General features: G+C 65.3%; 8 protein-coding genes. 6 read left to right on the forward strand and 2 right to left on the reverse strand.

The window, feature by feature from the left end:
• The first annotated feature begins 67 nt into the window (after positions 1-67).
• The 5 genes from EJ069_RS19675 to EJ069_RS19695 all read left to right on the forward strand — a co-directional run bounded on the left by EJ069_RS19675 (position 68) and on the right by EJ069_RS19695 (position 8512).
• Positions 68-847, forward strand: a complete 780-nt coding sequence (locus tag EJ069_RS19675; protein WP_126062727.1) for a PP2C family serine/threonine-protein phosphatase — start codon at positions 68-70, stop codon at positions 845-847.
• Positions 844-3342: a serine/threonine-protein kinase gene (locus EJ069_RS19680; protein WP_126062728.1), complete on the forward strand. Its 2499-nt coding sequence runs from the start codon at positions 844-846 to the stop codon at positions 3340-3342. The genes EJ069_RS19675 and EJ069_RS19680 overlap by 4 nt, the downstream gene beginning before the upstream one ends.
• Positions 3343-3476: 134 nt before the next feature.
• Entirely contained in the window at positions 3477-3848 is a 372-nt protein-coding gene (locus EJ069_RS19685) for a DUF1036 domain-containing protein (protein WP_189341625.1), read from the forward strand.
• The gene (locus EJ069_RS19690) at positions 3845-6286 is read left to right on the forward strand and encodes a M23 family metallopeptidase (protein ID WP_126062729.1); all 2442 of its coding nucleotides are present in this window, start codon (positions 3845-3847) and stop codon (positions 6284-6286) included. The genes EJ069_RS19685 and EJ069_RS19690 overlap by 4 nt, the downstream gene beginning before the upstream one ends.
• A gap of 606 nt (positions 6287-6892) precedes the next feature.
• Positions 6893-8512, forward strand: coding sequence for a caspase family protein (locus EJ069_RS19695; protein ID WP_126062730.1), 1620 nt, complete (start codon positions 6893-6895; stop codon positions 8510-8512).
• Positions 8513-8657: 145 nt separating this feature from the next.
• Here EJ069_RS19695 and EJ069_RS19700 read toward each other — a convergent pair whose 3' ends face one another.
• Positions 8658-9194, reverse strand: coding sequence for an OmpA family protein (locus EJ069_RS19700; RefSeq protein WP_189341799.1), 537 nt, complete (start codon positions 9192-9194; stop codon positions 8658-8660).
• 188 nt (positions 9195-9382) lie between these two features.
• On the opposite strand from EJ069_RS19700, the gene EJ069_RS19705 reads away from it, so the two are divergent.
• Complete coding sequence (locus EJ069_RS19705; protein WP_245456204.1) at positions 9383-9943, forward strand: hypothetical protein; 561 nt, start codon at positions 9383-9385, stop codon at positions 9941-9943.
• A gap of 462 nt (positions 9944-10405) precedes the next feature.
• Here the strand turns inward: EJ069_RS19705 and EJ069_RS19715 are convergent, their stop codons facing one another.
• Positions 10406-12955, reverse strand: coding sequence for a caspase family protein (locus EJ069_RS19715; RefSeq protein ID WP_126062732.1), 2550 nt, complete (start codon positions 12953-12955; stop codon positions 10406-10408).
• Positions 12956-13103 lie beyond the last annotated feature (148 nt).

Here is a 13103-nt window from a genome sequence, read left to right on the forward strand (position 1 = left end):
CAGAGTGGCGTGGGCACGCGGCCCATGGCTGGTCACAGAGGACGCTCGCTGAGCGCTTGGTGGCAAATTGAGCACTGTCGCCCTTCCCATCGACAGCTTCGGCGTGAGCCACAAGGGCTGCGTGCGCGACCACAATGAGGACAATTACCTCATCGAACCGCAGACCGGGCTCTGGGTAGTGGCCGACGGAATGGGCGGCCATGAGGCCGGGGAGGTCGCCTCGGCCAGTATCGTCGACCATCTGGCGACGATCGGCATCGCGAGCTCGGCCCCGGACCTTCGCGCCCGCTTCGAGGACAGGCTCAGCCGCGCCAATGCCGAGATCCGGGGCATATCGCGATCGCGCGGCATCACCATCGGCTCCACTTTCGCGGCCCTTCTTGCCATGGATGGACGCTTCGCCTGCCTGTGGGCCGGCGACAGCCGCATCTATCTCGTGCGCAACGGCTCGATCTTCCAGGTCTCGAAGGATCACACCGAGGTGCAGGAACTGCTCGACCGCGGCATGATCAGCGAGGAGGAAGCGCGCACCTGGCCGCGCCGCAATGTGATAACGCATGCGGTCGGCGTCAGCGACGAGCTCGAGATCGATTTCCAGCAGGGCGAATTGATGCCGGGTGACGTTTTCGTCCTCGGCACCGACGGGCTGACGGCGCATGTCAGCGACGCCGAGATCGAGGCCGCGGCCAGGTCCGGCACGCCGCGGGCGGCATGCCAGGCCCTCCTGGATACGGTGCTGGCGCGCGGCGGTACCGACAATGTGACCATCGTACTTGTGAAGATCGGCGGCGGGCGCAACGGCGCGCCCCATCCGGATCGGTCCGCAGTGGAGGGCCTGGCCAGATGAGCGACGACGACAAGACCCGGATCTCGGCGAACGTCACCTATGCGGGCGTCGGCACGCAGCTCAGCGGCATTTACGAACTCGACGAGAGGATCGCCTCGGGCGGCATGGGCGAAGTCTATCGCGGCCACAACATCCAGACCGGCGATCATGTGGCGATCAAGATCGTGCTGCCCGAATTCGCCCGCGACCAGACGATCCTGTCGCTGTTCCGCAAGGAAGCGTCGATCCTCAACCACCTGTCGCATGACGCGGTGGTGCGCTACCACGTGTTCACCATCGACCCGGGGATCGGCCGCCCCTATCTCGCGATGGAGTTCGTGGACGGCCAGTCGCTGTTCGACATCATGCGGCGCGGACCGATGCCAAGCGACGACGTGCGCCGGCTTTGCCATCGCCTCGCCTCTGGCTTGAGCGCCGTGCATCAGGCGGGCGCGGTGCACCGCGACCTCTCGCCTGACAACATCATCCTGCCGGGCGGCCGGGTCGAGCGGGCCAAGATCATCGATTTCGGCATCGCGCGCTCGGCGACCGGCGGCGAAACGCTGATCGGCGGAAAATTCGCCGGCAAATACAACTATGTTTCGCCGGAGCAGCTCGGCCTCTATGGCGGCGAGGTCAGCGAGCAATCGGATATCTACAGCCTCGGCCTGGTGCTGGCCGCGGCGCTGCGCGGCAAGCCGCTCGACATGAGCGGCTCGCAATATGAGGTCATCGAGAAACGCCGGACCGTGCCGGACCTGTCGGATATCGATCCCGATTTCCACGAATTGATCGAAGCCATGCTGCAGCCGGATCCGCGCGACCGGCCGGCCAGCATGGCCGAGATCGCCCGAGCAACGCGCGGTGAGGATCTCGAGCCGACATTGCCCCCGCCGGTGCCGTTCGGCGCGCGCGAACGCTCCGGTCTGCCACGCGCCGGGTGGACGGCGCCGCCGGACTCCAAGCGCCAGACACCTGCTCCTTCCGGCGAGCCGCGTTTCGTCGAGCATGTGCGCCCCGCCTACCTGTCGGAGCCACGGCCCACGCCGCCAGCCCCTCCGGCCAGCGCGCCCGCACCGGTCGCGCCCAAAAAGCCTTCGCGCATGCCTGCCATCGCCGGCGGCGCTGCGGCGATCGCCGTCCTGGCGGCAGCGGGCCTCTATTTCAGCGGCGTCCTGGCGCCCACGCCGGTGGCGGAGACATCCAAGCCCCTGACACCGAAGCCGGCCGCCGAGACCGCCAAACCAGTGGCCGAGGCGCAGCAACACCAGGCTCCGAAACCTCAGCCGCAGGCGCCGGCCGCGCCTCAGCCGGAAGCACCGAAATCCGACACGGCGAAGCCATCCGCCCAATCTGATGCGGAGGCCAAGACGCCCGCCGAGCAGCCAGCCACGCAGCCGGAGAGCGAGGCCAAAAGCCAAACGCCTCAGGTCGAGACCAAGCCGGTGCAGCCCTCGGTGCAACAGTCGCCTGCGCCGGCTCCCGGGCCAACGGCCACCGAAGGCCAGAAGCCGGCGCAACCGGCAAGCGAGCCGGCGGTCAAGTCGCCGGAACTAAGCCAGGCGGCTGAGAACAAGCCGGCGCAAGAGGCAAATCCGCCGGCGGCCAAGCTCAGCGTGAAAGACCTCGTGGACAAGCTTTCCAAGCTGCCCAAGCCGAACGCAGCCCCGTCCTCGGCTTCGCAAAGCCAGGCATCGACGCAGCCGACCCCTCCGCCATCCGCGCCCAAGGCGTCGACCCCGACAGCCAGCCAGCCGGCAACGCCGACCGCGCCAACCCGGCCAGCGCAGCAGCCGCAACAGCCGGCGACAAAGCAGGCCGGTACCGATGTCGCCATCAGTGTGCCGAAGCCGTCGCTTCCGTCACCGGAAGACGACATGGCCAAGTGGAACGAGCAGCGCTCCTGGGTGCGCGATTTCAGCGGCGGCAATTGCTTCTACGCCAACGTGACATCCGGACCCGGCGGCGCCCCCACGATCGAGGGCTACGGAACGGCGGTCCCGCCCTTCGAGCAATTGCTCAACGATTTCAAGACGAGATTCCACATCGAGCCGGACATCAGCGTGCGCCTCATCACCCTCTCCCAGTGCGGCGTGCCGACTTTCCTGCGCTTGCTCGACCGAAGCTCGGCCGCGAAGCCGCAGCTTGTGCTCGACAAGACATCGATCCCGGATGGTGCGCCGGTCAGCGGCGCGCTCTATACGGGCGGCGGACTCGTCTCCAACATCATGCTGATCGACCACAAGGGCGTCGCCTTCAACCTTGACGACCGCATGGTGGCGCAAACCGACAAGGTGACCTTCAATATCCCGATCGGCCTTGCCGCCGCAGACAAGGCGGCCGGCAAGGCGGTGCCGCAGATCATGCTGGTGATCACCGGGCCCAAGGACATCCAGGCCGCCATGTTCTCAAGGCCGACGCCGGCCTCGGAGCTGTTGCCCAGGATCCTTGAGGAGATCGAGGCCGACGGCTCGCAGTTCTCCGCCACGGCCACCTATTTCCGGCTTGGCGGATAGCATGAACGCCGATGGATCTTCGCACCTTGCGTTCTTTGCACCAGCCCCCGCCACGCAAGCTGCCTAGCCGGCTCCGATTGCTGTTGCCGGGCCGGGCGGCGCTTGCCGCGCTGCTCGGGGCTGCGCTGCTCCCGATGCTTTCGCCCGGCAAGGCGCATGCCGAATTCACCGTCTGCAACCAGACGCTCGACGTCGTCAATCTCGCCGTCGGACAGAAGGTCGACAATGCCGACCAGACGGACGGCTGGTGGACGATCGGCGCCAATCAGTGCGTCAACGTCATCCGCGAGGAGCTGGCCAACCGCTACATCTATCTCTACGCCACGGACGTCTTCGGCCATGCGATCCTCAACGGATCGACCGAGATGTGCATCGACCGGCGGCGCTTCTCGATCCGCGGCATAGAGGAGTGCTGGCAGCGCGGCCATATCGCGGCGCGCTTCGTCGAGGTCGATACGCAGGAGCAGGTGCGCTGGACCTATTTCCTGACCGGAAACAGCCCGTGACGCACGCAATCGACACGAGCTTCAAACAGAAGAAACAGGCGCGCCTGGCCGAGCGGCGGCGCAGGCTCTGGCGCCGGGCTCTTGCCGGCCTGGCCACGCTCGCCGTCGTTGCTTTGGCCACCGGCTTCTATCTGACCAGGGATTATTGGTCGTTCGGCGACGAGGACGAGGAGCTGCACCCGGTCGAGGGCATGGAAGACGTGCCGCCCGACGCGTCGGTCTATGTGCCGGCGATCATCGATCTCGCCGGCGATCCGATGTGGATCACGCTGGCGCCCGACGCCGAGACCGCGACGAAGGGCAAGACCGTGGCGCGTCCGGCCGAGCTCGACAGTTCGGGTGCCTCGCCGCAGATCGAGATTCTCTCCGACGTGATGTTGAGCGCCAGCGAGAAGTTCATGACGACGATCCCGTCGACGCAGGAGGATTTCGCCTTCTTCCAGGCGCAGCGGCAGGCCGCTCCCAGGCCCTCGGCGATGGCGCCCGGCGATCAGCAATCGGCCCCGCCCGCTCCGGTCGTGGCGCCGGACGATCAACAGGGCGATCCGCAAGGCGATCTAGAGAACGACCTCCAAGCGGCGCCGGACGACAGCGACGCCGGCTCGGCGCTCAAGGCGGACGCCGACGATCCGGAAGCCGGCTGGGGCGAGACCATCGACCAGGGCGAGGCAGCACTCCCCGCCTTCAAGAAAACCGCGATCGAGAACAACACGACCGTCGCGACCGTCACCAGCGAATATCAGCGCTTCGAGGCGACCGAGGACACGTTCGTGAAGATCCTCAACGACCGCAGCCTGGACAGCGTGGCGCTCGACGCGCATTTCTCCGCCGACGACGCCAAGCTTGCCGGCGAGGCGCTGAAGGCGCTGTTCAACCGCGACGGGCTGGAGGCCGGCTTTGTCGTCGCCATGCGCGGGTTCCGGCCAAACCGAGAGACGACGACCATGTCGCTGATGCAGGTCTCGATCTACGCCAAGAACGTCTATGTCGGCACGCTGACCCGCAATGCGGCCGGCGCCTTCGTGTCGGGCGTCGACCCATGGGTCCGCGAGGACCTGTTCAACTATTCCGGCGCCTCCGACCAGGGCGGGCCGAAGCGGCAGTACCGCCTGCTCGACGCGATCTATTCGACGGCGGCGCGCAACAAGGTGCCGACCAGCGTCATCGGCGAGGCGATCATGTATCTGTCGCGCGGGCAGGACCTCGACGCCTTCGCCAGCGAGGACCAGCGCCTGGTGCTGATCTATTCGCAGACGCCGCGCGGCCAGGGCGAGATCTCCGGACGGGTGCTCTATGTCGGCGTCCAGGGCGCGGACCGGAGTCTCGACTGTTTCGTCTTCCAGCAGAGCGACGGCCAATATGCCTGCGTGACCGGCGACGACCAGGTGCGCTCGCTGACCGTCACCAACGGCATGGTCACGCCGGTCGCCGGGGTGATGACCTCGACCTTCGGCCCGCGCAAGCATCCGATCCTGGGCACGGTCCGCATCCACAAGGGCGTCGACTGGGCGGCGCCGGTCGGCACGCCGATCATGGCCGCCTTCGACGGCGAGATCTCGTTCCAGGGCGATGGCGGCAGCTATGGCAATCTGGTGAAGATCACGCACGCCAATGGCCGCGAGACGCGCTATGCGCATATGCAGAAATTCGCCATCGCGAGCGGCGTCGGCACCAAGGTGAAGGCTGGCGACGTCATCGGCTATATCGGCACGACTGGGCTTTCGACCGGCCCGCATCTGCATTTCGAGCTCTACCAGAACGGCGAGGCGATCGATCCCCTGGGCACCGTCACCACGGTGGCTACCGCCGTTGCCGTCAGCTCCGGCGGTTCCGGCGATACTGCCGTCGAAACGCTGACGGAGCGGATCGTGCATGTCGAAAGCGGCGGCAGCGCCCGCGCGAAGAACCCGCTTTCCTCGGCGACCGGCGCCGGCCAGTTCATCTCCAAGACCTGGATCCGGATGATGAACACCTATCGGCCCGACCTTGCCCGCTCGCTGTCGACCGCCGACCTGCTTGCGCTTCGCTACGACGCGACGCTGTCGCGCGAAATGGTGCGCAACCTGGCGCGCGAGGGCGAGGCCTATCTGCGCGCGCGCGGCCACCAGATCACCGCCGGCCGCCTCTATCTCTGCCATTTCCTCGGCATGGAAGGCGCGGCCCAGGTCCTGGCGGCGCCCGGCTCGACGCAGTTGAGCGCGGTGCTCGGGTCGGCCGTCATCCAGGCCAACCCGTTCCTCACCGGCAAGACTGCGAGCTACGTTGTGGACTGGGCCGAGCGGAAGATGGGGCAAAAAGTGCCGCGCGTGGCGACCGACCAGGGCCAGCCGACGACGACCACGACCGAAGTGCGGCAGACGTCGCCGGAATTCGAGAAATACAAGCAGGCGATCACCGCGCTGATAGGCTCCCTCCAGGAGACGCTGGAGCCCGGTTAGGTCCTTAACACAGGGATTTTGATAGATTGCAGGCTTGTTGGGCAAGGCATCAACGTCCGTTTGGGAGAGTCAGCGCAAACGCCGGCGATGAGCTGAAGGCTCTGAACCTCGTCATTCCAGGGCGGAGCAAGGAGCGAAGCGACGCGCGCAGACCCTGGAATCCATGCCGTTACCTGGACCGAGTGTGCAACGGTGCAGAATTCTGGACCGCTGCGGGGCTTCAAAGTCACGGCATGGATCCTCGGGTCTGCGCGCGTCGCTACGCTCCTTGCTCCGCCCGTGGATGACGACCGCGATAGGCGTCTCGGCCAATCGCCAAGGCACGGGGTCTGCCAACATACACTAACCAACCGGTCAAAACTTCTGTTTGAGGAACTAGCCGGTTCACCAAACCTCGCATGGCTGGATGGGCCGATTGGTTTTCAGGCCCGCCAATGGTAATTTAGCGAATGCTCACAGAGGAAATTTCGGGCCCCTCGTGAACCAAATCTGTGGTCGAGATCACAGACGCTCAAGAGACTATTTTGGCAGAAGCGACGTTGTCGCTTACGACACTCAGCATGCGCAGACATCGATAACGCGCCCCAAGGGGCGGAGGGCTGATCCATGAAAGCGTTCGCCATCATTCTGGGCGGGTTGATCCTGCTGTTCCATACCGCGTTCGGCGCCCAGGCCGCCACGCCCAACGGCAAGCGCGTCGCGCTGGTCATCGGCAACAGCAAGTATGTCAATGCCGTCGCTTTGCCGAACCCGGCGAACGACGCCCGCCTCATCGCGTCCACGCTGCGCAACGCCGGCTTCCAGGTGATCGAAGGCGTCGACCAGGACAATGCCGGCATGCACAGCCTGATCAGCAAATTCACCGAAGAGTCCTACAATGCCGACCTTGCCGTCATCTACTATGCCGGGCACGGCATGCAGGTCGACGGCAGGAACTACCTCATTCCGGTCGATGCCGAGCTGACGTCGCCGGCCTATCTCAAGACCCGCACGGTCCAGATCGACGAATTCATGGCGGCGCTGCCGGCCGATCCCGCCGTCGGCATCATCATTCTGGACGCCTGCCGCGACAATCCGCTGGCGCGCACGCTGGCAGCGGCGCTGCCGAAGAGCCGCTCGCTCGGCGCCGGCCTCGCGCCGGTCGATGCAAAGGCCGACGGCATGGGCACGGGCGGCGTGCTGATTGCCTATGCGACCGACCCCGGCGCCATCGCCTTCGACGGCAACGGCGTCGACAGCCCCTATTCGCTGGCTCTGGCCAAGCACCTGACCGAGCCGGGCGTCGAGATCCAGAGCGCCTTGACGCGGGTGCGCGGCGAGGTGACGGAAGCCACGCAAGGCAGGCAGCGGCCATGGCACAATGCCTCGCTCGGACGAGAAGTGTTCCTCGGCAAGCCCGTGGCAGAAACAGCTTCGCCCGCCGCAACGCCGCCAGCCGACGCGGCCAAGGCGACGGCCGCGCCCGCTCCCGTGGCCAGCGAGCCGCCGTCCTGGGAGGTCGAGCAGCGGCTTTGGGACGAGGCTTCGAAGAAGAACGCCATCCCCTATTACGAGGCCTATCTCGACCAGTTCCCGAACGGCCGTTTCGCCACGGTGGCGAAGCTCAACATCGACCAGCTAAAGGATCCGGCGGCGGGCAAGCAGGTGGCGGCGCTTGGCGCGGACGATGCCAGTGCCAATCCAGGCTCAGCCGTCCGCACCTCTGTCGGCATCACCGACGAAATGAGGAAGACGCAAGGCACCGAGCTGACGGAAAGCGCCATCGGGCTCGACCGCAACGGCCGCATCGACCTGCAACTGCGTATCGAAGCGCTGGGCAACGAGCTCGGCCAGGTCGACGGCAATATCGGTCCGAGGACGCGCCAGGCGATCGGCGTCTGGCAAGGCAAGAACGGCCTGCCCTCAACCACCTATCTGACGCGCGAACAGCTGGCTCTGCTGGTGATCCAGACCGACCCGATGATGGATGCCGTGCGCGCCAGGAACGCCGCCGACCAGGCGCGCACCGCGCCGACCAGGAATCAGGTCGCGCAGAAGACCCGCACGCTGGACCCGACGGCGCAGCAAAAGCCGCGCCGGAAACAGACGCAGGTCGTTCAGCGCCGCCGCAACAGCGACACAGTGGTTCGCGAGGACGCGCCGCCGCCGAGAGAAAACAACGACTTCCTGACCAAGGCGCTGATCTTCGGCAGCGGCGTTGTGATCGGCAACGCGATCAAGAATTGATCGTCGAGCAATTCCAGGAAAAGTGTGAAGCGGTTTTCCGCCTGGAATTGCGTCGAAATAGACAGCAAAAAAGGGGAGCCGGCGTTTTGACCGAGCTCCCCCTGACCTGTTTCGCTGTTGACGGGTCGGCTTGCCTGAGGCCCGTCTATTCCGTCCTGATGCGCATTTCCACACGGCGGTTGACCGGATCGTATGGATTGGCGACGCGCGGATGCGACTTGCCGAGGCCGATCGCTTCGAGCCGCGCCGATTCAACGCCGTTGGCTTCGAGGAAGGCGGCCACCGATTGCGCCCTCCGCTGCGAGAGGCCCTGGTTGTAGCTGTCCGTGCCGGTCGCGTCGGTGTGACCCTCGACGACGAAGCTGAACGTGCTCAGCCTGTTGTCCTTCAGCGCCTTGGCGAACTCGTCCAGCTCCGTGCGAGCGGTCTGGTCGAGCTGGGCCGAATCCAGGGCGAAGTTGATCATCATGTCGAGGCCAGCCTTCTGGGGCGGCGCCTGGTTCTTCTCGGCCTTGCTCTTGCACTCTTCCTCGGTGCCGACGCAGATGCCGCGTGAGGCGCCAAGATTGCCCTGGCCGGCGAAGAATTTCACGATGTCTTCCGATTTCTGAAGCGGATCGGCGTAAACGTGCGTTGAAAAAAGCACGACCGCCAATGCCAAGGCTGAACTGCCCCACCGCATGACCGTCACTCCTGTTTTGATCTGTTTCGAGCGGGTTTTCGCTGGCGCGGACTATATCAAATCTCGAAACGATTGTCTGTGAACAAGCGCACGTTGCCGATGGCCGCCGCCTGATAAGGTTGAGGCTTGACCGGCGCTTGGCCGCGGGTTTCAGTGCTGTTTGTGCCGATGCTCGGGGTGTGGCAGCGATGGCCAATGAACTCGGATACAGAACGGCAAGGGATCTGTTTCTTGCCTGTCCAGCGATCGCCCGGGACATGAAGTCGCCGGCCGCCGCCCAACCCCCGCTGGAATTCTGCCGCGCGCTGCTCGCCGGACGCGTGCCGGAGGAAGCCGTGACGTTCTGCGCCTATCTCCTGCCCGAGCGCGCCGCGGTCTGGTGGGGGCATGAGTGCCTCAGCCATCTCGCCGAGCTGCTTGCCGAAAGGGATTTCGAATTGCTGGCTCTCGTCAGCGACTGGGTGGGCGAGCCCGGCAATCCTCGCCATCGGGCGGCGCTCAGCAGCGCTATCGATCCGTCGCCGGCGACGCCGGCTGCATGGATCGCCTTGTCGGCGGCATGGCGCGACCCGGCCTTCGATATGCTGTCGACCGGATTCCCCGCTGCCCACGCCGTCAACGCCGGTATCCTGGCGGGGCTGGCGCGCGTCTCGACCGCCGACCGCTTCGCCGTGCTTTCCGCCTTTGTCGAGATGGGCATCCAGATGGCGGAGATGGAAGCGCAGCGGCAATCGGTCGACGCGTATTAGGGGTTTTCCGCCGGAGAACGCCCGGAAAGTCCTTAGTTCAGGATCATCTGTAGCCGCCTTGCGCCTACTTGGTCAAAGCGACCTTGAAGCGGTCCCCTGTGGATGTTGCAAGCGCAGGATGGAGAACAGCTATCGAGCGGTCATCCCCAACCGCCTCCACCTCCGCCTCCGCCGCCGCCACTACCCCCGCTACCGCCGCTGCCGCCTCCGCCCAACGGCGCAATGACAGGCGCAGTTTCGTTCTGGATGGGCTTGATCAGTTTCCTGGCCGTGACCTTGTTCTGCTTGACCACCTTTGGCGTGGTCGTCGTGCGAACAACCTTCGTCCTGTGGTTCGGCGCCGGCGCCGGCTCGGGCTTGGGCATTATGGTCGTGCACCCCGTGACAGCCAGAGCACCGGATAGAATTGTCCCAACGATTGCCTGTTTTGATGCCCAGCCCACCACTTCTGCCTCCTGTTGATCAGAACAAGTCCCGGCGCGGATTGGCTTGCTCCCAGACCGCCCTGGCCGTCTTGACCAGTTGATCGTCCAACGAGCCGTCCGCCGAAATCTTCGATTTGAGTTCCCCACGCATCTGTTTCAGGGCCGCTGTCTTCGCCTTCGCGCCGAATTTCGCGAGCGTCGCCTTTGCGTCCGGGATTTCGTTGCGAAGATCTAGCGCGGCTGCGAAAGCAAGGTAGCGCGCGGCCACCGCCTGATCGGCCTTGTCGCCCCTTTGCATCTCCAGCGCCGCGCGATCATAGGCGGCCGACTGATCGCCACGGTCGGTCGCCAGCTCGAAAAGCCTTTGCGCTTCGGCCAGATCCTGCTGGACGCCGACTCCATCCCTGTACATGCGGGCAAGGCTGCCGGGCGCATAGGGCTGGCCGAGATCCATAGACTTCTGGAACAGCGAGAGGGCGGCCTTGGGGTCCTTCTCGACCCCCGTGCCGGCGAGATAATTGCGGCCGAGCAGGTTCATCGAATACATATCCTGCCGCTCCACGCCAGCTTTGAGGAAGGCCACCGCGCGCGCCGGATCTGCCGGCACGCCGTTGCGGCCCTCAGTGAAGATCGCCGCAAGATCGTTCATCGCGTAGGTATGGCCCATCGCCGCCGCCTTGAGCAGCAGGTCAAGCCCCTTGCCGGTATCGCGGTCTACACCGTAGCCGTTGAACAAAGCGCGGCCCCATGAGGTCATGCCATAAGGATCGCCCTTGTCGGACGCCGCCGCATAGAAAGTGTTGGCCTGCTTGCGGTTGGCGGACATACCCGTCCCGGTTGCGTTGAGATAGCCGAGCTCGAACACAGCGCGGACATGTCCCTGGTCGGCAGCCTTCTGGATCGCCTTCTTCGCCTCGTCGACCTTGCCGGCGGCGAGCAGCGCGCGGCCGAGTTCGTAGTGGAAACGCGCGACATCGGGATAGGCCTTCACCGCCGCCTGGCAGGCGTCCACCGCGCCGGCGCCGATCTCGTTGGGCAACAGGCCGGGGACGACGCCCTGCAGGTCCAAAGGCTCGCCTGCCTTCTGGTCGCACGGATCGACGCTGGGCGACAGCTTCATCGTCGCCGGCTTTGACGGTGTGTTGTCGGCCCTGATTTCGACGCCGACTATCAATGGCTGGACCGTGCCTATCTGCGGCTCGTAGCGCAGCTTATCGACTTCATCGGCCGTCAGGCTCGACTGCGGCGACAGCGTCCGATCCGGCAGGGACAGCGTCCCGGTTGCCGGATAGCTCGCGAGCTTCACGCTGACCGCCGGATCCTTGGTCGGCAAATCCAGCTTCAGCGGAACCGGACCGACACCTACCGGAACGTTCACGTCGTGGTTCTCGATCGCCTCGGCGGCGCCGGCGATGTGGATGCCGCGCTCCACCACCTGCTGCTTCTGCTCGGACTCCAGCGAGGCCACGAGCTGCTTGCCGGCGGTGCCGTCGCCGTTCTTGACCCGGAACACGAGGATGCCTTGCGATCCGCCGCCCCATTCGTCATGCGTGGCATAGGCCAGCATATCGACCTGGTCCTCGGCATCGGCGCCCTTCGGCACGTCCATCTGGAGCCGCGGCAGGTCCTTGCCCTCTATCGGCTGGCCCGTTGCGATCGGCTTGCCGTCCAGCATCAGACGCCCCAGCGCCGGCGGCCTTTCGATGCTGATGGTGACCGCGCCGCCGTCGACATCGACCGGCACAGGCAGGTCGAGCGCGACCGGTCCGACGCCCGACGGCACTGTCTTTTCCAGCACCGGCGGCAAAGCCGGCCGGCTGGCGCGGCGCATCAGCACCACCTCGTCGATCAGCGAGGAATTCTCCCACGGAACCTGCGCCCCCTTGGTGGTCTCGACCACATCGCGGCGCACGGCCGCCATGACGGAGCGTATCTCCTGGTTCGGCGCCAGCGCGCGGCGGGAGAAGGCGGACGAGAACGGGCTGAGATCGCCGGAGCCGTCATAGGCGACTGCGCCCGGCTCGGTGGCGAAGGCGATCAGCGTGTTCAGCGAGCTCTTCACCTGTGCAAGGCCGGTGCCGCCGGCCGCGATCAACTGGTCGCGCAGCCAATAATCCTTGCGAGGGAACGGGTTGTTGCGGCAGGCATCGAGGATGATCACCTGGATCTTCGATTTGGCGCGCAATTGCTGCAGGACATCGTCGAGCTTGACCGCCTGGACCTCGATGTCGGCCGCAGCCTTGAGCGACGCATCGACCGGGATCAGGAAGTTCTCGCCGCCGATCTGAAAGCCGTGGCCCGAATAATAGACGATGGCCAGATCCGCGCCGTCCGCCGCCGCGAGGTAATTGCGGAACTCCTTCTCGAACTGGAGCTTGGTCAGGTCCTTGGCGACGAACACATCGAATCCGGCCAGCCGGAACGTGTTCGACACATCCTCGGCATCCTTGTCGGGATTCTTGAGCGCCGGGATTTCGTGGTATTGCGAATTGCCGATGACAAGCGCAACCCTTCGATCGGCCTGGGCCTGCACCGTCGTGAGGCCCACGACGATCAAGGCCGCAATCAGCGCGTAGCGTCGCAGCATGGCAAAATCCCCAACCGCTATGACCTGTCAGCCACAAGAATTCAGCTTGCAGCATCGCGGTCTGTTAAAGACTTCACAATCTGCCAAGGCGGCAAGGAACGCGCCCGCGATGGCAGGCAGACGTATCCAATAAACTGCTAAAATAGCT

This window comes from Mesorhizobium sp. M2A.F.Ca.ET.043.05.1.1 (assembly GCF_003952445.1).
Taxonomy (GTDB): domain Bacteria; phylum Pseudomonadota; class Alphaproteobacteria; order Rhizobiales; family Rhizobiaceae; genus Mesorhizobium.

Coding starts and splice junctions, on each gene's coding strand:
- EJ069_RS19715 (WP_126062732.1), bottom strand. CDS start 12,955: ATGCTGCGACGCTACGCGCTGATTGCGGCCTTGATCGTCGTGGGCCTC.
- EJ069_RS19700 (WP_189341799.1), bottom strand. CDS start 9,194: ATGCGGTGGGGCAGTTCAGCCTTGGCATTGGCGGTCGTGCTTTTTTCA.
- EJ069_RS19705 (WP_245456204.1), top strand. CDS start 9,383: ATGGCCAATGAACTCGGATACAGAACGGCAAGGGATCTGTTTCTTGCC.
- EJ069_RS19685 (WP_189341625.1), top strand. CDS start 3,477: ATGCTTTCGCCCGGCAAGGCGCATGCCGAATTCACCGTCTGCAACCAG.
- EJ069_RS19695 (WP_126062730.1), top strand. CDS start 6,893: ATGAAAGCGTTCGCCATCATTCTGGGCGGGTTGATCCTGCTGTTCCAT.
- EJ069_RS19680 (WP_126062728.1), top strand. CDS start 844: ATGAGCGACGACGACAAGACCCGGATCTCGGCGAACGTCACCTATGCG.